Origin of the sequence: Pseudomonas sp. GM60 (assembly GCF_000282415.1) — a bacterium.
In the GTDB taxonomy this organism is placed as follows: domain Bacteria; phylum Pseudomonadota; class Gammaproteobacteria; order Pseudomonadales; family Pseudomonadaceae; genus Aquipseudomonas; species Aquipseudomonas migulae.
Window position 1 is genome coordinate 1 of the sequence record NZ_AKJI01000069.1, and the last position, 21,933, is coordinate 21,933.

Genomic DNA, 21,933 nt, shown 5'->3' on the forward strand with positions numbered 1-21,933 from the left:
AAAGGGGCAAGAGCGCTTGGTTACTTGGCGCTTTTCCAAGTAACTCGCCGTAAGGGCGAAACCAATAGCAGCCGTTACCGCAGAAACGGATATGTACACAGCATCCTCTTCTAAGCGGCGCCCTTTGCAAGGAAGCCCTCGGGTATACTCCCGCGCTTTGTGATGCCCTGCTGGCGTCGCGGCTGAAATGTGAAGCGTCATGCAATGCGCACTTACGATTTGTCAGTGCAACCTGCGTGGTTCTGAACCAGCCTTGCAGGGATGTTTCGGTGATTTTTGGAGTTTTTATGCTCGAACAGGCTCAACGCGTCCTCAAGGACATCTTCGGCTACGACAGTTTCCGTGGCCGTCAGGGTGCAATCATTGAGCGCGTGGCCAGTGGCGGCGACGCCCTGGTGCTGATGCCTACCGGTGGCGGTAAATCCCTGTGCTTCCAGGTGCCGGCGCTGCTGCGCGAAGGGCTGGCGGTGGTGGTGTCGCCGCTGATCGCGCTGATGGACGACCAGGTCGCGACCCTCGAAGAATTGGGCGTCGCTGCCGCTGCGTTGAACTCCACGCTAAGCGCCGAGCAGCAGCGGGATCTCGCCGCGCGAATCAAGCGCGGCGAAGTGAAGATGCTCTACCTCGCGCCGGAACGTCTGGTCCAGCCACGCATGCTGGCCTTCCTGCAAAGCCTTGAAATTGCCCTGTTCGCCATCGACGAAGCCCACTGCGTGTCCCAATGGGGCCACGACTTCCGCCGCGAGTATCTGCAACTGGGCCAGTTGGCGGAACTGTTTCCCAATGTTCCACGCATCGCCCTGACCGCGACGGCGGACAAGCGTACTCGTGAAGAAATCGTCGATCGTTTGCACTTGCAGGATGCCGAGCGCTTCCTTTCCAGTTTCGACCGCCCGAACATTTTTTACCGCATCGTGCCCAAGGAGCAGCCGCGCAAACAGTTGTTGGCGTTCCTCGCCGAGCGGCGCAGCGATGCCGGCATTGTCTATTGCCTGTCACGCAAGAAAGTCGACGAAGTGGCGGTGTTCCTCAGCGAGCAGGGTTTCCCGGCGCTGCCGTACCACGCCGGCCTGCCCAACGAAACACGAGCGCTGCACCAGAAGCGCTTCCTCAACGAGGAAGGCCTGATCATGGTTGCCACCGTGGCGTTCGGCATGGGCATCGACAAACCCAACGTACGTTTTGTTGCTCACCTCGATTTGCCGAAATCCCTTGAGGCTTATTATCAGGAAACCGGTCGCGGCGGCCGTGACGGTCTGCCGGCGGATGCCTGGATGGCTTACGGCCTGCAAGACGTGGTGATGCTCAAGCAGATGTTGCAGAACTCCGAAGGTGACGAGCGCCACAAGCGTCTGGAGCATCACAAGCTCGACGCCATGCTCTCGCTCTGCGAAGAAACCCGCTGCCGTCGTCAAACCTTGCTGGCCTACTTCGACGAAGACATGCCCGAGCCGTGCGGTCACTGCGACAACTGCGTTGACGGCGTGCAGACCTGGGACGCTACCGAACCGGCCCGTCAGGCGCTCTCGGCGATTTATCGAACCGGCCAGCGTTACGGCGTCGGGCATCTGGTGGATGTGTTGCTGGGCAAGGACAACGAAAAGGTCCGCAGCTTCGGCCATCAACACCTGTCGGTATACGGTGTCGGCAAGTCGATGGGCGAGAGTGAGTGGCGCTCGCTGTTTCGCCAATTGGTGGCTCGCGGTCTGGCCGACATCGATCTCGAAGGCTATGGCGGCCTGCGCCTGAGTGACACCTGCCGACCGCTGCTCAAGGGCGAAGTGACCCTGGAACTGCGTCGCGACCTCAAGCCGCAAACCACGGCGAAAAGCAGCAAGAGCCAGGCAAGCCAACTGGTTCGCGGCGAAGAGCGCGAACAGTGGGAAGCCTTGCGCGCCTTGCGCCGCAAGCTCGCCGAGGAACATGGGGTGCCGCCGTACGTCATCTTCCCCGACTCGACCTTGCTGGAAATGCTCCGCAGCCAGCCGACCTCGCTGTCGGAAATGGCCACGGTCAGCGGTGTCGGTGCGCGCAAACTGGAGCGTTACGGCGAGGCCTTCCTCGAAGTTCTCGGCGGTCAGGTCGAGGCACCAAAAGTGGTGGCCGACGTACGCCACGAATTGATAACGCTCGCGCGGGCCGGCATGACGCCGCTGCAAATCGCCGGTCAGCTGCAATGTTCGGAAAAGAATGTCTACACCATGCTCGCCGAGGCCATTGGCAAGCAGCAGTTGTCGCTGGAACAGGCGCTTGATCTGCCCGAAGACTTGATGGGGGAAGTGCAGGACGCGTTCCTCGACGGTGAGGGCGAGTTGCCGCCGGTGGCGGAGATTGCTGCGCTGTTCGCCGGTCGTGTGCCGGAAGGTGTTTTGTACTGCGTACGTGCCGCCCTGCAATCGGAATTCGAGATCTGACGCTCAAATCCTGAAACGGTTGTATTGATGTAACGATTCAGTACAGAGCAAACCTTGCCTCAAGCCAAGGGTCATGCTTAGCTGACTAATAATTAGTTTTTCTCTATTTCAGTCTAACCATGAGTGTTTTATGCCGTTAACCGATCAACACCGCTTTGGCATGCAACTGGCCCAGATGTCGCGCGGCTGGCGTGCCGAACTGGACCGCCGTCTGGCCGGCCTGGGTTTGTCTCAGGCGCGCTGGCTGGTGCTGCTGCACCTCGCGCGTTTTGACGACGCCCCGACCCAGCGTGAATTGGCGCAAAGCGTCGGCGTCGAAGGACCCACCCTGGCACGACTGCTCGACAGCCTGGAAAGCCAGGGCCTGGTTCAGCGCCAGGCAGTGCTCGAAGATCGCCGGGCGAAAAAAATCGTCCTCTGTGCACCGGCCCTTCCCCTGATCGAACAAATTGAAACCATTGCCACTCAACTGCGCCACGAGTTGTTCGACGGCGTCGATGAGGCGGATTTGAAGGTCTGCATGCGAGTCCACGGGCACATTCTGGCCAACCTGGAAAAATCTTGAGGCATAAGCAAGCGCCGACTTTTTGAGATACCCCGTTGGGCAGACTATAAAGAACTACCAGGCAATATCGTGTTCGTAACGGATGTGCGAACACGCACTGGTTGGTTCTGGTTATCTAAGGGATGCTCATGCTCGAGAGTTGGCACGTTGTATTGCGGTGTTGCGCCAGGCTGCTGCTGGCCGGTGGGGTTGTCAGCTACTCGACATTGGCGCCTGCACTGGGCCTGGGTGAGATCACCCTGCATTCGGCGCTCAATCAACCGTTGCGTGCCGACATCGCCCTGGTGGACGCCGCCGGTCTGGAGGAGGGCGAGCTGTCGGTCAGCCTGGCGACGGCAGACGAGTTCAGCCGTGCCGGTGTCGAACGGCTTTTCTTTCTCAATGACCTGAAGTTCACGCCGATCCTGCGGGGCAATCGCAGCCTGATCCGGGTGAGCTCCAACAAAGCGGTCAACGAACCCTTCCTGAATTTTCTCGTGCAACTGAACCAGCCGAACGGCCGTGTGCTGCGCGAGTACACCGTGCTGATCGATCCTCCGGGAACGCCGGGGATTACTCCGGTCACTGACGAACCCGCCGCCAGTTCACCGAACTCTCCATTTCCGAGCGTTACACCTGCCGTTGCGCCCCCACCCGTGGCGAAGAAAACCGCCCAGGCGAAGGTTGAGCCGCCGGCCGCTGTACCGGTGATTGATCCCGCCGCAGAACAACAGCTGGCTGCCAGCGTGCTGCAAAATCAGCAGCTGCAGAAAACCGTCGATGAGTTGAATGCGAAGCTGCAGGCTCAGGACGAACAGATCGCCGGCCAAAAAAAACAGATCACCGAATTGCAAACCCGCCTGGCGGAGGTCCAGCAAGCACCGCCAGTCACGCCGCAAGCCGTGGTGCCCGCCCCGGTCGTGGCACAAGAGCCCGAGGCGTTCAACTGGCCGCTGATTATCGGGTTGCTGGTGCTGCTGGGGCTGGTGCTGGGGCTGATTGTTCGTCGGCAACGACAGCAGATTCAGGCGTTGCCCGAAGATCTCCCGGTTTTACCGTCGCGGCATGAACCGGTGCTTGATCGAACCGTAGCGCCGGTTGTGAAGGCCGCCCCTGTCCATCACGAAGAGACGCCGTCTGGCGATGTGCTGGAGGGTGTGGGCATCTATCTGACGTATGGGCGTTTTTCCGAAGCGGCGGCATTGTTGCGAGAAGCCCTGGTCAAGGAACCACAGCGCACGGATCTGGCGGTGCAACTGCTGGAAGTCCTCGGTAAACAAGGGGATGTGCCAGCCTATGATGCGCAGGAGAGCAGCTTGCGAGAGTCCGGGTTCGATTCCCGACAACTTCAGGAAATCCGTGCCCGCTACCCGAAACTGAACAGTGCGGTGCCCGAGGCGGTGACCACCGTTATCACGACCCCGGTAAAATCCGAAGCAGCGCCGGGCGATGAGTTCCAGTTGAACCTGGAGGACCTGTCGATGGATTCGAGTTGGGACCTGGTCAGTCCATTCGAAAACCCTAAACCCTCGGACGAATCGCCCAAACCCGAAGAACCGACCCTGGGCGAGCCCGAGCTGGAATGGATCGCCGAGCCGGACTCACAGTCTCTGGACGACGATTTTCTCAACGAATTCGCCGATGCAGGTCAGTCGCTTGAGCTTGTACCGCTGAGACCGGAGCCCGGGGAGCCGACCAACACAGGCAAACTGGAACAGGCTCAGACCTGCATCGATGACGGCGATCTGGACAGCGCCATCGAACTGCTGAACGAGTTGCTCAAGGACGGTGATGAGCCACTCAAACAGACTGCGCGGACGTTGTTGGCCGGTATCCGCTGACGCTCTATCATGGCGGTGCCCCTTGGCTCAGGAGTTTCGCCCATCATGACCGCGCATAAACCGGAAATCGTCATCACTTACTGCACGCAATGCCAATGGCTGTTGCGTGCGGCGTGGTTGGCGCAAGAACTGCTCAGTACCTTTGGCGACGATTTGGGCAAGGTGTCGCTGGTGCCGGGCACCGGTGGCGTGTTTCACATTTTCTGTAACGATGTGCAGATCTGGGAGCGCAAGGCTGACGGCGGTTTTCCGGAGGCCAAGGTACTCAAGCAGCGAGTCCGCGATCAGATTGATCCGGACCGCGACCTGGGCCACAACGACCGCACTCAGTGAGACGCGGCTTCGGCAGCGACCGCTTTCTTGCTTGAACCGCCGGAGAGCCTGCTGGACACGACAATCGCGACGATGATCAACGCGCCGCCGATCAGCATGCGCAGCGTCGGGTTTTCATCGAACAGCAACCACGCCATGGTGATGCCGTACACCGGCTCCAGCGCAAATACCACGGCGGCGGTTCGTGCCTTGATCACCGCGAGACTGGCGACGAACAGACTGTGAGCGACGCCGGTACAGAATATTCCCAGCAGGCCGATCCACAGCCAGTCAATAGTGCGCACTTCGCTCAGTTGCGGTGCCGCCACTGGCAGCAAACACAACGCGACCACTACGTTCTGACACAGCGCAGCCTGTACCGGCGGAATTCTCCCGGAACTGGCGCGGTTGGTCAGCGACAGCAACGCGAACAGCAGGCCAGAACCTACCGCCCATAACAGGCCGGTGGTGGCGCCGCTGGCCAGATCGAAGTCTGGCGTGACCAGCACCAGCCCGACACTCACCAGCACCACCAGCAGGATCTCGTTGGCGCGAATCCGCTCGCGGAAGATCAACCCTTCCAGGATCACGGTGAACGCCGGGAAACTGGCGAAACCGAGGGTCGCGATCGCCACGCCCGCCACCTTTACCGCAATGAAGAAACTCACCCAGTGTCCGGCCAGCAACAAACCGCTGAGCAGCAATCGGCGCCAGTCCACGGCGTCGAGTTTTTGCCAGCGAGTATTGCTGGCGAACCGTGCGAAAAGGGCCAGGGCGAGTACGGCAAAGGCCGCACGACCGAAGACGATAACGGCGGGGGAGGCGGCGGCGAGTTTGCCGAACACGCCGGTCAGGCCAAACATCAATGCGCCGATATGCAGTGCGCCCAGGGCGGTACGGGGAGTCATTGCGATCCTTGATAAACACAACCAACAGAGGTGCAGTCTAGAGGGCTGTCGGTATGCCTGTCTGTCGTCAGGCTCGCATCATTTGTCGCCAGCCTCGCGCCGCAATTTGCCGGGAGAGACACCAAACTCCCGCAGCACCGCCGCTGAAAATGCACTTTGAGAGCTGTAGCCGACCCGACTCGCAATCTCGCCAACGGGCAATGCTGAATCGCGCAACATACTCACGGCCATGTGCAAACGACGGCTGCGGATGTAGTCCATCGGCGTCTGCCCGCATTCAGCGACAAATCGCGCATGCAGCCGAGCGCTGGACAGCCCGGCAATGCGCGCCAGATCGGCCACTTGCAGCGGATAGGCCGCGTATTGATCGATGTGCGCATTCAATGCGGCGTACGGCAGGCGCCGACCGCCCACCCCTTCGCTTTTGGCGTTGTTGAGGCTGGCCAGCAACAGCACCGCGCCTTGTTGCGCGATTAGCGGGTCGCTGACCTGACTGCCCGCCAACCAACTGACCAATTGGCTTTGCCCGGCATCCAGCGGCAGGCGCCCGGCGTTGTCGAGCAAGCGGCGGCTGGCATCGGCGTGCTCGCCAAGGGACTGAACCACCCATTGATCGCTCGGCACATCCAGCACCAGGCAGCGGCTGCCATTGGCGCTGCCGCACGCATGATGGAAGCCGGACGGGACGACCACGAAACTCTGCTGAACCACCTGGCTGCCATGCCCGTCGACCTCGAAATCCAGCGCACCCGACAACCCGAACACCAGTTGCGCGTGGTCGTGGCTGTGGACGATCAGGTCGTGAGTGTATTGGCGCAGCGTGAGGATCGGTCTCATCGCAGGTCTCCCGATTAAGGCTGCCAGTCTACACCGAGGGCGTTCATGTGCGTTGTCACAGGACTGACTTGTCCCTGTCATGGGCAATTAACCCGACCGGCGCAAGCTTGCGCAAACAATCGCAGAGGGTTGCCCATGACCAGCGCCGAGCTCGCCAAACCCAGTCGTAAGCAACGTGTGCGGACCTTGTGGATTTCCGATGTGCATCTGGGCACCCGGGATTGCCAGGCCGAGCACTTGTCGCAGTTTCTCAAGGGCTACCACGCGGACAAGATCTACCTGGTCGGCGACATCATCGATGGCTGGAAGCTGCGCGGCGGCATGTACTGGCCTCAGGCGCACACCAACGTGATCCGTCGTTTGTTGACCATGAGCAAGCGCGGCACCGAGGTGATTTATGTCACCGGCAACCATGACGAATTCCTGCGCCGTTACTCGAAGCTGATTCTGGGCAACATCCAGTTGGTGGATGAGGCCGTGCACGTGACCGCCGACGGCCGTCATTTGCTGGTGATCCACGGCGACCAGTTTGACGTGATCACCCGCTATCACCGCTGGCTGGCGTTCCTCGGCGACTCGGCTTACGAATTCACCCTGACCCTCAACCGTTGGCTCAACCATTGGCGTGCCCGGTATGGCTACGGTTACTGGTCACTGTCGGCGTACCTCAAGCACAAAGTGAAAACCGCGGTCAGCTTCATCAGCGACTTCGAAGAAGCCATCGCCCACGAATGCGTCAAACGCGAGTTGCATGGCGTGGTGTGCGGGCACATTCACCATGCCGAGATTCGCAAGGTCGGCGAGGTGGATTACCTCAATTGCGGGGATTGGGTGGAGTCGTGTACGGCGCTGATCGAGCATTGGGATGGCTCGATCGAGTTGTACCGGCTGGCGGATGCCCAGGCGCGGGAGGCGGAGTTGAAGGCCATCAAAGTCGCCGAACCCGCGTAGGCAGGTCAGACGCCTTCGCGGGCAAGCCTCGCTCCTACAGGGCCAGCGCAAGCCTGTAGGAGCGAGGCTTGCCCGCGATGAGGCCAGTCCTGACACCGCAAATCTGTCAGGCCGGCGCGTGTTCTTGCATCGCCGCCCTGTAAATCGAGTTCTTCGGATGAGCAAACAACCGCTCCATCATCGGCTCGAAGAAGCTCAGCGGTAACGTTTCATACTCGGGATCAAACGCCGCCGCATCATACTTCGCGCAAAACTCGATGGTCGCCTGATACTGCGGATGCCCGCTGAATTGCTCGCGTAAATGCCGGTCCATCCCCAAGTGATGGAAAAAGTAGTACCCCTGGAAAATCCCGTGTTTCTCCACCATCCACACATTCTCGGCGCTGACAAATGGCTTGAGGATCGCCGCCGCGATGTCCGGGTGGTTGTAGGAGCCCAACGTGTCACCGATGTCGTGAAGCAGGGCGCACACCACGTACTCCTCGTCGCGGCCATCGCGCCAGGCGCGGCTGGCGGTTTGCAGGGAGTGGGTCAGACGATCCACCGGGAACCCGCCAAAATCACCCTCCAGCAGTTTCAGGTGCGCCATGATCCGTTGTGGTAATTGCCTCGCGTAGGCACTGAAGTCGGCGGCGATGATCGCCCAGTCTTCCTGCGTGCCGTCCTGCATGTGGGTGAAGCGGGCATTGGCATTCATCGGCTAGTCTCTCTTTGCTTTTCTATAGCGGCTGCGCCTAGAACGGTACGCGGCCCAGAATCATGTCGCGAAACATCACAAAATCGCCGAGCAGGCTGTAAAACGGATGTTGAAAGGTTGCAGGACGATTCTTTTCAAAGAAGAAATGCCCGACCCAGGCGAAGCTGTAGCCCGCCAGCGGAATGGCCAGCAGCATCGACCAGGCACCTTTGCCGATGGTCAGCGCCAGAATGCAAATAACCAGCGTCGTGCCAATAAAGTGCAATCGTCGGCAGGTACTGTTGCTGTGTTCGCTGAGGTAATACGGGTAAAACTCAGCGAAGCTGTTGAAACGTCTGATGTTTTCCACGACTGCGATCTCTGTGGTTATTGTTCTGACTGCAAGTTGTTCTGCGGGTAGCTTATTTGAGTCTAGAGTGATCATTGGCATCAGCCAGTGACAATGGGCGCCACTTTAGTATCCTTCGGAAATTGGCCGTAGCATGCGGCTCACCATGTAAGTAAACGCCATGAGTGAACGAACGACTTCTGCAAGCTGGGCGATGGGGATTGTCAAAGCACTGGAGATGGACGGCCTGGATTGCCGGGTTCTGTTCAAGCAGCTGGGGCTCGACTACGCGTCACTGGACGATCCGGATGCGCGCTTCCCGCAAGATTCCATGACACGCCTGTGGCAGCGCGCGGTCGAGCTGTCCGGTAACCCGGCGATTGGCCTGAACATGGGCAAGGTCGTGCGACCGGCGTCATTCCATGTGGCTGGGTACGCCTTGATGTCCAGTCAGACCCTGGCCGAAGGCTTTCAGCGCCTGGTGCGTTATCAGCGGATCATCGCCGAAAGTGCCGACCTGAGTTTCCGTCTGCTGGATGAGGGGTATGCCCTGATTCTGACGGTCCACGGCGACCATCTGCCGCCGACCCGACAAAGTGCCGAAGCCTCGCTGGCCTGCGCGCTGGCGCTGTGCGGCTGGCTGACCGGGCGCACCCTGCAACCGCGCAAGGTGTTGGTGCAGGGCGAACAGCCCGTCGATCTCGAACCGTATAAACAAGCCTTCCATGCGCCGCTGGTGTTCAACGCACCTTATGACGCGCTGATTTTCGAGCGCGCCGACATGGAAGCACCGCTGCCAACCGCCAATGAGGCCATGGCGCTGCTGCATGACCGATTTGCCGGGGAATACCTGGCGCGGTTTTCCGAGAGCCGCGTGACCCACAAGGCGCGTCAGGTGTTGTGCCGTTTACTGCCCCAGGGCGAACCCAAGCGCGATACCGTGGCGCAGACGCTGCACTTGTCGCAACGCACGTTGCAGCGACGCTTGCAGGAAGAGGGCACGAGTTTTCAGACGCTGCTCGATGACACCCGGCGCGAACTGGCCGAGCAGTATCTGGCGCAACCGAGCATGACCCTGCTGGAAATTGCCTACCTGTTGGGGTTCGCCGATCCGAGCAATTTCTTCCGCGCCTTCCGACGCTGGTTCGATGCCACCCCCGGCGAGTACCGGGTGCGGCTGATGGATGCGCCGAACCAGGTCAGTGACGCCAGAACGCCGGAATACACAGAACAAACACCGTAATGATCTCCAGTCGGCCGAGCAGCATGCCGAACGACAGAATCCACTTGGCGGCATCCGGAAGGGTGGCGAAGTTGCCCGCCGGGCCAATGGTTTCGCCCAGTCCCGGGCCGACCCCGGAAACGGTGCTGGCGGCGCCGGTCAGCGCGGTCATCCAGTCGACGCCGAGCAGCGACAACAGCAGGGCGATCACACAGATGGTAATGGTGAAGAAGAACGAAAAGGTCAGGATCGAACGCACGATCTCTTCGTCAAGGCGATGGCCGTTGTACTTCTGCTTGATCACCGCGCGCGGGTGAATCAACTGGTTAAGGTTGGCCTTGAGCAGAATGTAGGCGACCTGGAAACGGAAAATCTTGATCCCGCCTGCAGTCGATCCCGAGCAACCGCCGACAAAGCCCAGATAAAAGAACAGCATCAGCGAGAAATTACCCCACAGGCTGTAGTCCCCGAGTGCGAAACCGGTGGTGGTCACCACCGACGTCACGTTCAGCGCCACATGCCGTAGCGCGTCCAGCCAATGCAACTGAGTGGTCCACCAGTACCAGGTGGTGAGCACCAGCCACGTCACCAGCAACATGCCGAGCAAACCTTGAACCTGTTCATCCTTGATCAGCGCCTTGCGGTTGCCACGCAACGTCGCCACGTACAGGGTGAACGGCAAGCTGCCGAGAATCATGATGACAATCGCCACCCAGTGCACCGCCGGTTGCGTCCACTTGGCCAGTGACTGGTCGGACGTGGAGAAACCGCCGGTGGAAATCGCCGACATCGCGTGATTGATCGCATCGAACGGACTCATCCCGGCCCACCAGAACGCCAGGCTGCCGAAAATGGTGATGCCGACGTAGGCTGCTACGATCAAACGCGCCACCATGTGCGAACGGGGCATGACTTTTTCGGAACGGTCCGACGACTCGGTCTGAAACAGCCGCATGCCACCGATACGCAGCAACGGCAGAATCGCGACGGCCATGCCGATAAAGCCGATGCCACCGATCCAGTGCAGCAACGAGCGCCACATCAGGATGCCGGGGGACATGTCGTCGAGGTGATTGAGCACCGTTGAGCCGGTGGCCGTAATCCCGGACATGCTTTCGAAGAATGAGTCGGTGTAGCTGATGTGCTGGGTCAACAGGAATGGCAGCGCCGCGAAGATGCACACCACCAGCCAACTGCTGACGGTCAGCAGGTACATGTCCCGCGGGCGCAAGTGCACGTGCTCGGGGCGGCCGGGGATCACCAGCGCCAGGCCGGCGACAAAGGTGATCATGCTGGCCCAGAGGAACGACGGCAGATCGCCGGTGCGATCGAAAATCAACAGGGTGGCCATGGGCACGACCATGGCGATCGCCAGCGTGATCAGGAAGAGGCCGATGATGAAACCAATGAGACGTAAGGTCGGCAACGCCATGAAGTCCGCTCGGGCTGAAAGTAGGAAGGGCGCCATTCTACCCGTGGGGCAGGGCATGTAAACCGGCATCCCCGTGGCACTTGCAGCTAGAATAGCCGTACATTTTTTTCAGGAGGTGGCCGATGCAGGCTCTCGACGCTTTGCTCAACCGTGTTTCCGTTCCACGACTGGTCGACCCGGCCCCTACCGCCGAGCAGCGCGAAGTGCTGTTTAACGCCGCGATGCGTGCGCCGGATCACGGCCACTTGCAGCCTTGGCGCTTCCTGACAGTCGAAGGCACAGCGCGCGAGCAAATGGGCGAGTTGCTGGCCGAAGCCGCGAAACTTCAGGACAGCGAAGCGTCCGAAGCGGTGCTGGACAAGGCCCGCAATGGTCCGCTGCGCGCACCGTTGGTGGTCGTGGTGATCGCGCGGTTGCAGGATCACGTCAAGTATCCGAAGTCCGAGCAGTTGCTGGCGGCCGGCTGTGCGGCGCACGGGATTCTGCTGGCAGCCTATGCGCAAGGGATCGGCGCGGTCTGGCGCACCGGTGAGCTGGCGTATTCGGCGCATGTGGCCAAGGGCTTGGGGTTGGCTGAAGGGGAAGAGGTGATTGCTTTCCTGTACCTGGGAACGCCGCTGAAAGAACCGCGCGTTGCAGATAAAGTCGATCTGGCTGAATTCGTCAGCGCCTGGCCTTCCAAACCCTAAGATCAAATGCTTCGCGGGCAAGCCTCGCTCCTACAGGGTTAGGTGTCGTGCCACAGCATTGTGACTGACATAAACCTGTAGGAGCGAGGCTTGCCCGCGAAGCTTTTAGGGTTGGACGACAGCCCCGGGTACTAAAGGTAATTCCAGACTGGCAATGAACCCGCCATCCGGATGATTGGCCAACACCAGACTCCCGCCATGCCGTTCCGCCGCCCGGCGTGCAATCGCCAATCCCAAACCATGCCCCGCTGCCGTCTGCCCCGGCGCCCGATAAAACGGCTCACCCAACTGGCTCAGATGCTCGGCGTCGACACCCGGCCCATGGTCACGCACGCTCACCACAATCCGCTCACCCTGACGCACTGCCTGCATTTCAATCGATTGCCCCACCGGGTTGAAGCGCTGGGCGTTGCGCAGCAGGTTGTCCACGGCGCGCTCGATCATTGTCGGCCAGCCTTTGAGATTCAGTTGCGGTTCTGCGTCGAGACGAACGTTCTGCTCCGGCGAACCCAGTTGCGCATCCTTTTGCAGCGAGTTGAGCAGCGCATTCAGATCAACGTCTTCTGCGCTGGCGTTGTCGGCATCGACCCGTGCCAGTACCAAGATCTCGCTGATCAGCGCTTCGAGGCGGTCGCACTCGCGGGTCAGGCGTGGCCAGAGTTTTTCCCGTTCCTCAGGGTTGGCCCGTTCGGCCAGTGCCAGCGCAATGCGCAACCGGGCAAGCGGTGAGCGCAACTCGTGGGACACATCGCGCAGCAATTGGCGCTGACTGCCGATCAGGCTTTGCAGGCGTGAGCCCATGCGGTTGAAATCGTTGGCGAGCACGCCGAACTCATCGCGGCGGTTGGCCAGTTTCACCAGGCTGTTCTGCTGATAGGTGGTTTGCCCCAGATCATGCACCGCGCCGCGCAAGCGGCTTAGCGGTCGGGTGATGGACAGGGTCACGAACAGGCTGAACAGGGTCAGCACCACGAGCGCGATGCCCAGCGCACTCAGGGGCCAGAGCAGGCTTTCGCGGTGCCATGAGTCCAGCTCCGGGTGCGGAATACGATAAATCAGCAGGTAGGTGTCGCCGGTTTTTTCACTGGTGTACTCGGCGGTCAGACGCCGCCATGGCAGGCGTCGGTCATCGTTGTTCTGCCGTGCTTCGAAGGCGGCGGCGCGGCGCGGAAAGGTACCGCGAACGAGCGGGTCGCCGCTTTCGTTGAGCACCTGAACGTCGATGTGATACTGGCGTTTGCGCTGTTCGAGAATGTCCTGGGCGGCTTCTTCGCCCTGGGCTTCGTAGGTTTGCGTCCATTCTTCGGGCAAGGTGTTGAGGCCCGGGTGGCGACTGAGAATCCACGCGTCCTGGTTGAGCATGTGCCCGAGCAGAATGGACAGCCCTGCCACCAGAGCGATGGCCAGCCAGAAGCTGGCCAGGATACGCCAGAACAATGAGCGCACAGAAAATCCTCAAAAAACACAAATCCAAATGTAGGAGCGAGCCTGCTCGCGAAAAACGCATGGACGACGCGGGGTGCCTGATGCCCAGCATTATCGTTGACGTCAATCGCGAGCAGGCTCGCTCCTACATTAGATTGAATGGAGTCAGACCCAACGGGGTTAGCCGTTGGGTCCGGGGTCAGCGCATTATTGCGCTTTTTGCGGTTGTTGCGCTTTCCAGGCCTTGAACTCGGCCCATTCGGCGCGGCGCTCAGCCTGTTTTTTCTGGATCTCGTCGAATTGCTTCTGTTGATCCGGTTTCAGCAGGGCGCGCACATCGGCCTCGGCTTTCTTGTGGTTGGCGGCCATTTCATCTTTCATGGCTTTCTGGTCCGCCGGCGAGAGTTTTTCCAGGTACTTGTCGACCACTTGCTTACGCTCGTGCATCTGCTCGCCCATGATCTTGCGGATCTGCTCGCGCTGTTCGCGGCTCAGGTCCAGTTGGCTGTACGGGCCTTTGCCGTGCATGCCGTGCATCTGACCGCCGTGGCGCGAGCCGTCCATCGAACCACCCATCGGGCCGGCGCCTTCAGGCATGGCCATGGCAACGGTTGGCAGGGCGGCAGCGAACATCAGAGCTATAAGAGTCTTGCGCATGGTGAATCTCCTTGTCTCGTTCCCGGTACGTTCCGGATGAGTACAGATTACGCAGATCAAGGTCAGCGGCGGTCAGCGGAGCGTAAAGCTTGGGTAAAGACGATTTGGCATCCACCTGACAAACCCCGGCGCCGTGTTGACCTGACACCACACCGACCCTGTAGGAGCCGGCTTGCTGGCGATGGCGGTGGATCAGGCGGAGACTATGCTGACTGACACTCCGCTATCGCCAGCAAGCCGGCTCCTACAGGGGAATGCGAGGTTTCAGAGGCTGTAGTAATAGCCACGGCTGCGCAGGGCGACGATGCGCGGGCGGCCGTCGGGGTGGGGGCCGATCTTTTTGCGCAGGTTGCTGACGTGCATGTCCAGGCTGCGGTCGTACAGGGTGAGCTTGCGACCGAGGGCGATCTGCGCCAGTTCCTGTTTGTCCAGCGGTTCGCCCGGCTGCTTGAGCAAGGCTTCGAGCAAGCGACTTTCGGAGACGGTGAGGGTGAATTCCTGTTCATCGATGCTGACCACGCCGCGCACCGGGCTGAAACACAGGTCGCCCAGTTCAAGCTGGCTGGACACCGCCGCCGGATGACTGCGGCGCAAGACGGCACGCAGGCGGGCGGTCAGTTCCCGTGGATCGCACGGTTTGGCCAGGTAATCGTCGGCGCCGAGTTCCAGGCCCAGGATGCGGTCCAGAGGCTCGCCGCGGGCCGAGAGCATCAGCACCGGCAATTCCGGATGGTCGCTGCGCAATTGCTTGAGCAGTTCCAGGCCGCTGCCGTCCGGCAGCATCACATCCAGCACCACCGCCGCCGGGGACGTTTCGGCCAGCGCACGACGAGCACTCTGACCGTCGTGGCAAGCCCGGACATGAAAGCCTTCCTGGCTCAGCCAACTGACCAGAAGCTCACACAGCTCCTGATCGTCATCAATTAATAACAGCTCGCTCATGACTCACTCAATTTAGCCATTGTCGACGTTTTCGACTTGCACCACTGGCGAAGATACCGCAGAGCAGGGCCAATAGCGCAACTCCTGCGCCGATCACGAACCATTGCTGCTGGTCTGTCAAAAAGCGCGGAAGCGGACTGCTGGCCTGGGCTTCCTTGAGTTGCAGCTTCAGACGCTGATTCTCCTGGCGCAACCGGCTCAGCTGAGCGCTTTCGCGTTCGGCATCTGCACTTTGCAGTTGTTTGCTCAATTCTTCTCGTTGCTGTTCGCTCACCTTCAAGCGTTGCTGCAACTCGCTGATCTGGCTCCCGGCGCTCAAGGACAGAGGCGTCGAACTACCACCGGCGGCACTTTCTTCACCGTGGGCGGGCGCCACGATCGACAACGTGACCAACATCAGACACAACGGACCTTTGCGCATCGGAGCTCCTGAATCCAATCGATTATTGGGCAGGTTATCGGCAGGCAAACGAGAATAATGAGCGATTGAGAGCGCGATGAACCGGGAAGGTTCATCGCACGGGGGGATTTTACGGCAGGACTTGCTTGAACGGCTTGACCAAAACGTTGGCGTAGACGCTTGCAGCGATGTACGGGTCGGCGTCGGCCCAGGCCTGGGCGGCGCTCAGGGAATCGAATTCGGCGACGATCAGGCTGCCGGTGAAACCCGCAGCGCCCGGGTCATTGCTGTCGACTGCCGGGTGCGGACCGGCCAATACGATACGACCTTCACCTTTGAGCACTTGCAGGCGCTCAAGGTGTGCAGGCCGTGCGGCCAGGCGGGCTTCCAGGGAGTTGGCGACGTCTGTGGCAATGATTGCGTAAAGCATGTCAGTCCTCGGTTTTTGGCGTAGTGGTATCGGCGTCGTGCAGGTGGCGGGACAGGTAAATACCCTGAGCGACCAGGAACAACAGCGTCATGCCCAGGCTGCCGAAGACTTTGAAGTCGACCCAGTATTCCTGAAACGTGAACGCGACAAACAGGTTGGCGGCACCGCAGAACAGGAAAAATGCGATCCAGGCGATGTTCAGGCGAGTCCAGACCAGGTCCGGCAGGGTCAGTGCGTGGCCTATGATGCGCTTGATCAGCAACTGGTCACCGATGAAGTGGCTGCCGATGAACGCCAGGGCAAACAGCCAGTTGACCACCGGGGCTTTCCATTTCAGGAAGGTCTCGCTGTGGAACGCCAGTGTCAGGCTACCGAAGACCAGGCACGCGATGAGCGTCAGCCATTGGCTTTTTTCCAGCTTGCGCTGCTTGATGAAGAGCGTGCCGTACACCACCAGGGAACTGATGATCAGCATTGCCGTGGCGCTGTAAATACCGCCTACAGTCACTGGATGACCGGCGATGTCGACGACCCGTGGATCGATTTTGAATACGATGAAAAACAGCAGGAGCGGGATGAAATCGATGAATTGTTTCACAGTGGCAGCCAGAAGCAGGATGTGGCGGCATAATAACAAACATATGGGCGCGCGATAGCGCCGGCTGATTTGAGGTTACACATCCCTGTGAATGTTGATTTGCACTGCCATAGCACGGCCTCCGATGGCGCCCTGGCGCCTGCGGTTCTGGTTGCGCGTGCGTTCGAGAAAGGCGTGCGAGTCCTGGCCTTGACCGATCACGACACCCTTGAAGGCCTCGATGAGGCCCGTAGCGCCGCAACGGCGTTGGGGATGCAGCTGGTCAACGGCGTCGAGTTGTCCTGCACCTGGGGCGGCGCAACCATTCATGTGCTGGGCTACGGATTTGATGTCAATGCAGCGCCGTTGGTCGATGCCATCGCCAAGTTGCACGATGGCCGTTGGCTACGTTCCGAAGAAATAAGCCGCAAACTGGCGTTGAAGGGTATGCCGGGTGCGCTGGAGGGCGCCCGGGCGATTCAACAGGAACTGGGCGACAGCGGCAACGCGCCGGCTCGCCCGCACTTCGCTGACTGGATGGTGCGTGAAGGTTTCGTCAAGGATCGCGCCGAAGCGTTCCGCAAATGGCTGGGCGCCGGCAAACTGGGGGACGTCAAGCAACACTGGCCGACCCTGGAAGAAACCGTCGAAACCCTGCGCGCCGCAAAAGCCTGGGTGAGCCTGGCGCATCCCTGGCACTACGATTTCACTCGCAGCAAGCGTCGCCGCCTGATTTCTGACTATATTCAAGCTGGGGGCCACGCTATCGAAGTGGTCAATGGCCATCAGCCCGCCGAGCAAGTGGGCAGCCTGGCGATTCTCGCCCGTGAGTTCGGTCTGCTGGTCAGCGCTGGCAGTGATTTTCATGGCCCTGGAGGCTGGTCCGAGATCGGTGAATACCGCCCGCTCCCGGAGGATCTGCCACCACTGTGGTGTCGATTCAAACATGACCCAATTATTGCCGCCGTCTGAACAGGTAGAGAATGTGAGTCAATTTTTCCAGATACATCCGGAAAACCCGCAAGCGCGCCTGATCAAACAGGCTGTCGAGATCATCCGCAACGGCGGGGTGGTGATTTATCCCACAGACTCTTCCTACGCCATTGGTTGCCAGATCGGCGACAAGAATGCTGTGGAACGCGTGCGCCGGTTGCGTCAACTGGACGAGAAGCACAACTTCGCGCTGATTTGCAGCGACCTGTCGCAACTCGGGCTGTTCGCCAAGATCGACACCGGCACCTTCCGCGTGCTCAAGGCGCACCTGCCGGGGCCTTACACCTTCATTCTCAACGCCACCCGTGAAGTCCCGCGGCTGTTGTTGCACCCGAAAAAGCGCACCATCGGCCTGCGTGTGCCAAGCCATCCGATTGCCCTGGCGCTGCTGGAAGAACTGGGCGAGCCGCTGATGAGCGTGACGCTGATCATGCCGGGCGACACCGACCCGATGAGCGATCCTTACGAAATGCGCCAATTGCTCGAGCATCAAGTGGACCTGATCATCGACGGCGGTTTCGGCGGGATCAAGGCGTCCACGGTGATCAACCTCGCCGATGGCGAGCCGGAAGTGATCCGCGTCGGTTGCGGCGACCCGACGCCGTTCATGGCCGAGGCGTAAATGTCTGCAGTAGAACCCGTTATCGACAGTCAGGCCGGCGCCCAGCAAGAACTGCCTTTCGCTATGGTCTATGGCCAGGCGGTGCTGGAAATGCCGCTGGACCTGTACATTCCGCCGGATGCGCTCGAGGTTTTTCTCGAAGCCTTCGAAGGCCCCCTCGACCTGCTGCTGTACCTGATCCGCAAACAGAACATCAACATCCTCGACATCCCGGTGGCGGAAATCACCCGCCAGTACATGGGTTACGTCGAGTTGATGCAGTCGGTGCGCCTGGAGCTGGCCGCCGAGTACCTGGTGATGGCCGCGATGCTGGCCGAAATCAAATCGCGGATGCTGTTGCCGCGCGCCGAAACCATCGAAGACGAAGAAGACGACCCGCGCGCCGAACTGATCCGTCGCTTGCAGGAATACGAGCGCTTCAAGGCAGCCGCCGAAGGCATCGATGGCCTGAGTCGCGTCGGTCGTGATGTGGTGGTGCCCAAGCTGGATGCCCCGGAAGCACGGGCGCGCAAGCTGTTGCCGGATGTGAGTCTGTCGGAGTTGTTGATGTCCATGGCCGAGGTGCTGCGCCGTGGCGACATGTTCGAAAGCCACCAGGTCAGCCGCGAGGCGCTGTCCACGCGCGAACGCATGAGCGACGTGCTGGAGCGGCTCAAGGGGGGAGGTTTCGTGCCCTTTGTCGAGCTGTTCACCGCTGAAGAAGGACGCCTGGGGGTGGTGGTGACCTTTATGGCGATCCTCGAACTGGTCAAGGAATCCTTGGTCGAGCTGGTGCAGAATGAGCCGTTCGCGGCGATCCACGTGCGAGCCCGAGCCGAATAACGAGTTGAATCATGAACCTGACTGAACCCCGCGAGCTGGCGCCACTGCTTGAAGCCTTTCTGTTGGCCTCGGGAAAACCGCAATCGCTTGAACGCCTGTTCGAACTCTTTGAGGAGGGCGAGCGGCCGGAACCGCCGGTCTTCAAGAAAGCCCTGGCGATCCTGGCCAAGTCCTGCGACGGCCGTGCGTTCGAGCTGAAGGAAGTCGCCTCCGGCTATCGCCTGCAGATCCGCGAAAAATTCTCGCCGTGGGTCGGGCGTTTGTGGGAAGAGCGCCCGCAGCGTTATTCCCGCGCCATGCTCGAAACCATGGCCCTGATTGCCTATCGCCAGCCGATCACCCGGGGCGAGATCGAAGACGTGCGGGGCGTGGCGGTCAACAGTCACATCGTCAAGACGTTGCTGGAACGGGAGTGGATTCGCATCGTCGGTTATCGCGACGTGCCCGGCAAACCGGCGATGTTTGCGACGACGAAGGCGTTTCTCGATCATTTCAACCTGAAGAATCTTGACGATCTGCCGCCGCTCGCAGAACTGCGCGAGCTGGAGCCTGACCCGGTGCTCGACTTCGACGATGCGCCCGTGCCAGCCGGTTTGCAGGAACTGGCGGACGCCAGCGCCGAGCCGGAAGAGCCGAAGGAAGAAACCAGTTTCCATACGTTGTTGCTGGAGCTGGACACCATGGAGGAGGGGCTCAAGACCGACTTCGATGACATTTTGCGCGATGGCGAGATGAGCGTGACCGAAGAGGTTTTGGCGCAGCCGGAAGCGGTCATTGAGGCTGAGCTTCAAGTCGAACCAGAAGCCACCGTCGAAGAAGAACGGGAAGATGATGTGCTCGGTGTGGCCGAGGCGCGCGAAAAACTCCTGGCCGCCGTCGCCGCGCTCGAACAGCCGAAACCCGAGCCCGAACCCGAGTTGTCCGATGAAGAAGCCGAAGCCCGGGCCCTCGCCGAAGCCATCGAAGCCGAACGCCGCGAGTTCGAAGACTGACCCAAATCTCGTAGACGATGAGACCCTTGTAGGAGCCGGCTTGCTGGCGATAGCGGTGGGTCAGCCGCTAAACATGTCGACTGACCCACCGCCATCGCCAGCAAGCCGGCTCCTACAAGGTTGCGTTGGAAAGCCCCCAGCATCAGCGTCTGCCCAATCCTCACCGAAGCGGCGCTGCGTCTGATCAAACACGATACCACCGGTCGGCGGAAATCCAGGTAACTGGCCATTCATCAGCTAGTCTCTGATGCGCAAACGCCGACATGAGCGTATGATTCGCGACCCTTCGGCGATCCCTTCGCCCGAGTACAAGCTTTCAACTCTTCAGGACGCTCAATTCAGAGCCGCCTGAACAGACCACACCGGGAGGTGCCCAGATGAGTATCAACGACCAGAAAGACGACCAGGAAATCGGCCCAGCAGGCGAGAAACTGCAGAAAGTCCTCGCCCGTATCGGCGTCGGCTCGCGCCGTGACGTAGAAGCCTGGATCAGCCACGGCCGCATCAAGGTCAACGGCAAAGACGCCACCCTCGGGCAGCGCGTCGACATGCATGACGCCATCACCATCGATGGCAAGGTGATCAAGCGCGAAGAAGCCGCCGAGTCGGTACGCCGCGTGATCATGTACAACAAGCCCGATGGTGAAATCTGCACCCGCCTTGACCCGGAAGGCCGTCCGACCGTGTTCGACAAGATGCCGCGTCCGAAAGAAGGTCGCTGGATCAACATCGGCCGTCTGGACATCAACACCACCGGCCTGCTGATGTTCACCACCGACGGTGAACTGGCCAACCGCCTGATGCACCCTTCCTACGAAATGGACCGTGAATACGCGGTACGTGTGCGTGGCGAAGTCGATGACGAGATGATCGAGCGTCTGAAGGCAGGCGTCGTCCTTGAAGACGGCCCGGCCAAGTTCACCGACATCAAGCAAGCGCCAGGTGGCGAAGGTTTCAACCACTGGTACCACTGCGTGGTGATGGAAGGTCGCAACCGTGAAGTTCGTCGTCTGTGGGAATCCCAGGGCTTGGTGGTCAGCCGTCTGAAGCGCGTGCGTTTCGGTCCGGTGTTCCTCAACTCCGACCTGCCGATGGGTCGCTGGCGCGAAATGAGCCAGTACGAAGTCGACATTCTGAGTGCGGAAGTGGGTCTGACGCCTGTGGCCATGCCGCAGATGAACGCCAAGAGCAAAGACAAGCTCGACCGTATGCAGCGTAAATCGTCGCGTCCGATGGGCAAGACCGAGCGCGTGCGTTCGTTGCGTCCTGCCATCGGTAACCAGTCCGCTGCTACACCGCGCGATACCCGTGAGCCGCATATCGAAGGCGAGCGTCCAGCCCGCAAGCCAGCAGCGCCCCGCGCCGACGGCGAGCGTGGTCCACGCACGCCGCGTCCGGCCAACGGTCGCACTGAACGTGGCGAAGGCCGCGGTGCCCCCGCGGGTCGTGGAGAGTCTGGTCGCGGTACGCCAGTGGCGGATCGTCCATCGGACACCAAGCGCCCGGCCAAGCCAGCGCCAAAACGTCCGGGGATCAAGCTGGTCGAGGGTGACAAACCATCGGGCAAGCGCCGCGGCGCGCCAGCCGGTTCGGGCCAGCGTCCGGGCTTCGGTCGTCGCAAGCCTGAGTAAGGGCTGAGCGGCAGATGAAAAACGCCAACCTTCGGGTTGGCGTTTTTTTTTTGCGCTGACTTAAGTGGTGAGTTGTCTGTGAATCCGTCTTCGCGGGCAAGCCTCGCTCCTACAGGTTCGGTGCCGTTGTAGGAGCGAGGCTTGCCCGCGAAGGCGTCAGTGGGAGCACTGCCACAGTCAGGGTGGAAAATAGGTGTTACGCCTCGTAAAGAAAACCTGACGATTTCTGCCGATTGGCCTCGAGAAAGCCCCCTTCGGCGATAACCG

General features: G+C 60.5%; 23 protein-coding genes. 12 read left to right on the forward strand and 11 right to left on the reverse strand.

Annotated elements, in window-relative coordinates:
• Positions 1 to 287: 287 nt before the first annotated feature.
• The 4 genes from recQ (at position 288) to PMI32_RS12385 (ending at position 5,132) form a co-directional block, all read left to right on the forward strand.
• Positions 288 to 2,414 carry a DNA helicase RecQ gene (recQ, locus tag PMI32_RS12400; protein ID WP_008030420.1) on the forward strand — a complete coding sequence of 709 codons (2,127 nt, stop codon included), beginning with the start codon at positions 288 to 290 and terminating at the stop codon, positions 2,412 to 2,414.
• 130 nt (positions 2,415 to 2,544) lie between these two features.
• On the forward strand, positions 2,545 to 2,979 hold the full coding sequence (locus PMI32_RS12395) for a MarR family transcriptional regulator (protein ID WP_008030423.1): 435 nt from the start codon (positions 2,545 to 2,547) through the stop codon (positions 2,977 to 2,979).
• A gap of 128 nt (positions 2,980 to 3,107) precedes the next feature.
• Complete coding sequence (locus PMI32_RS12390) at positions 3,108 to 4,799, forward strand: motility hub landmark protein FimV (protein ID WP_008030426.1); 1,692 nt, start codon at positions 3,108 to 3,110, stop codon at positions 4,797 to 4,799.
• Positions 4,800 to 4,844: 45 nt separating this feature from the next.
• Complete coding sequence (locus PMI32_RS12385; protein WP_008030428.1) at positions 4,845 to 5,132, forward strand: Rdx family protein; 288 nt, start codon at positions 4,845 to 4,847, stop codon at positions 5,130 to 5,132.
• Here the strand turns inward: PMI32_RS12385 and PMI32_RS12380 are convergent.
• The gene (locus tag PMI32_RS12380) at positions 5,126 to 6,019 is read right to left on the reverse strand and encodes a DMT family transporter (RefSeq protein WP_008030430.1); all 894 of its coding nucleotides are present in this window, start codon (positions 6,017 to 6,019) and stop codon (positions 5,126 to 5,128) included. The genes PMI32_RS12385 and PMI32_RS12380 overlap by 7 nt on opposite strands.
• 78 nt (positions 6,020 to 6,097) lie before the next feature.
• Positions 6,098 to 6,856, reverse strand: a complete 759-nt coding sequence (locus PMI32_RS12375; protein ID WP_008030432.1) for a helix-turn-helix transcriptional regulator — start codon at positions 6,854 to 6,856, stop codon at positions 6,098 to 6,100.
• 135 nt (positions 6,857 to 6,991) lie between these two features.
• Here PMI32_RS12375 and PMI32_RS12370 point away from each other — a divergent pair, with 135 nt between their 5' ends.
• Entirely contained in the window at positions 6,992 to 7,807 is an 816-nt protein-coding gene (locus tag PMI32_RS12370; RefSeq protein WP_008030433.1) for a UDP-2,3-diacylglucosamine diphosphatase, read from the forward strand.
• A 106-nt stretch (positions 7,808 to 7,913) separates the two neighbouring features.
• Here the strand turns inward: PMI32_RS12370 and PMI32_RS12365 are convergent, their stop codons facing one another.
• Both PMI32_RS12365 and PMI32_RS12360 read right to left on the reverse strand, forming a co-directional pair.
• Positions 7,914 to 8,504 (reverse strand): HD domain-containing protein, encoded by a 591-nt coding sequence (locus tag PMI32_RS12365; RefSeq protein ID WP_008030435.1) that lies wholly within the window; start codon positions 8,502 to 8,504, stop codon positions 7,914 to 7,916.
• A 37-nt stretch (positions 8,505 to 8,541) separates the two neighbouring features.
• Entirely contained in the window at positions 8,542 to 8,853 is a 312-nt protein-coding gene (locus PMI32_RS12360) for an Mpo1-like protein (RefSeq protein WP_008030437.1), read from the reverse strand.
• Positions 8,854 to 9,013: 160 nt separating this feature from the next.
• Between PMI32_RS12360 and PMI32_RS12355 the strand changes: the two genes are divergently transcribed.
• Positions 9,014 to 10,075 carry an AraC family transcriptional regulator gene (locus tag PMI32_RS12355; RefSeq protein ID WP_202949139.1) on the forward strand — a complete coding sequence of 354 codons (1,062 nt, stop codon included), beginning with the start codon at positions 9,014 to 9,016 and terminating at the stop codon, positions 10,073 to 10,075.
• Here PMI32_RS12355 and PMI32_RS12350 read toward each other — a convergent pair.
• Positions 10,032 to 11,486: a TrkH family potassium uptake protein gene (locus PMI32_RS12350; RefSeq protein WP_008030441.1), complete on the reverse strand. Its 1,455-nt coding sequence runs from the start codon at positions 11,484 to 11,486 to the stop codon at positions 10,032 to 10,034. The genes PMI32_RS12355 and PMI32_RS12350 overlap by 44 nt on opposite strands.
• Before the next feature lie 122 nt (positions 11,487 to 11,608).
• Here PMI32_RS12350 and PMI32_RS12345 point away from each other — a divergent pair, with 122 nt between their 5' ends.
• Positions 11,609 to 12,175, forward strand: a complete 567-nt coding sequence (locus PMI32_RS12345) for an NAD(P)H nitroreductase (RefSeq protein ID WP_008030443.1) — start codon at positions 11,609 to 11,611, stop codon at positions 12,173 to 12,175.
• Between the two features lie 105 nt (positions 12,176 to 12,280).
• On the opposite strand, the gene PMI32_RS12340 is transcribed toward PMI32_RS12345, so the two are convergent.
• The 6 genes from PMI32_RS12340 to PMI32_RS12315 form a co-directional block, all read right to left on the reverse strand.
• Positions 12,281 to 13,621, reverse strand: a complete 1,341-nt coding sequence (locus tag PMI32_RS12340) for a sensor histidine kinase (protein WP_008030447.1) — start codon at positions 13,619 to 13,621, stop codon at positions 12,281 to 12,283.
• Positions 13,622 to 13,807: 186 nt separating this feature from the next.
• A complete protein-coding gene (locus PMI32_RS12335; RefSeq protein WP_008030449.1) occupies positions 13,808 to 14,257 on the reverse strand; it encodes a hypothetical protein in 450 nt (149 codons plus the stop codon).
• A 264-nt stretch (positions 14,258 to 14,521) separates the two neighbouring features.
• Entirely contained in the window at positions 14,522 to 15,199 is a 678-nt protein-coding gene (locus PMI32_RS12330; RefSeq protein WP_008030451.1) for a response regulator transcription factor, read from the reverse strand.
• A gap of 7 nt (positions 15,200 to 15,206) precedes the next feature.
• On the reverse strand, positions 15,207 to 15,620 hold the full coding sequence (locus PMI32_RS12325; protein ID WP_008030452.1) for an SH3 domain-containing protein: 414 nt from the start codon (positions 15,618 to 15,620) through the stop codon (positions 15,207 to 15,209).
• Between the two features lie 109 nt (positions 15,621 to 15,729).
• Positions 15,730 to 16,029: a YciI family protein gene (locus PMI32_RS12320; RefSeq protein ID WP_008030454.1), complete on the reverse strand. Its 300-nt coding sequence runs from the start codon at positions 16,027 to 16,029 to the stop codon at positions 15,730 to 15,732.
• 1 nt (position 16,030) lies between these two features.
• Positions 16,031 to 16,627 (reverse strand): septation protein A, encoded by a 597-nt coding sequence (locus tag PMI32_RS12315; protein ID WP_008030456.1) that lies wholly within the window; start codon positions 16,625 to 16,627, stop codon positions 16,031 to 16,033.
• Positions 16,628 to 16,714: 87 nt separating this feature from the next.
• On the opposite strand from PMI32_RS12315, the gene PMI32_RS12310 reads away from it, so the two are divergent.
• From PMI32_RS12310 to rluB, 5 genes are all read left to right on the forward strand, one after another.
• A complete protein-coding gene (locus PMI32_RS12310) occupies positions 16,715 to 17,578 on the forward strand; it encodes a PHP domain-containing protein (protein WP_008030458.1) in 864 nt (287 codons plus the stop codon).
• Positions 17,579 to 17,591: 13 nt separating this feature from the next.
• On the forward strand, positions 17,592 to 18,221 hold the full coding sequence (locus PMI32_RS12305; RefSeq protein WP_032828809.1) for an L-threonylcarbamoyladenylate synthase: 630 nt from the start codon (positions 17,592 to 17,594) through the stop codon (positions 18,219 to 18,221).
• Positions 18,222 to 19,043, forward strand: a complete 822-nt coding sequence (locus PMI32_RS12300; protein WP_008030461.1) for a segregation and condensation protein A — start codon at positions 18,222 to 18,224, stop codon at positions 19,041 to 19,043.
• 11 nt (positions 19,044 to 19,054) lie between these two features.
• On the forward strand, positions 19,055 to 20,035 hold the full coding sequence (gene scpB / locus PMI32_RS12295; protein ID WP_008030463.1) for an SMC-Scp complex subunit ScpB: 981 nt from the start codon (positions 19,055 to 19,057) through the stop codon (positions 20,033 to 20,035).
• A gap of 377 nt (positions 20,036 to 20,412) precedes the next feature.
• Entirely contained in the window at positions 20,413 to 21,666 is a 1,254-nt protein-coding gene (gene rluB / locus PMI32_RS12290; protein ID WP_008030465.1) for a 23S rRNA pseudouridine(2605) synthase RluB, read from the forward strand.
• Positions 21,667 to 21,933 lie beyond the last annotated feature (267 nt).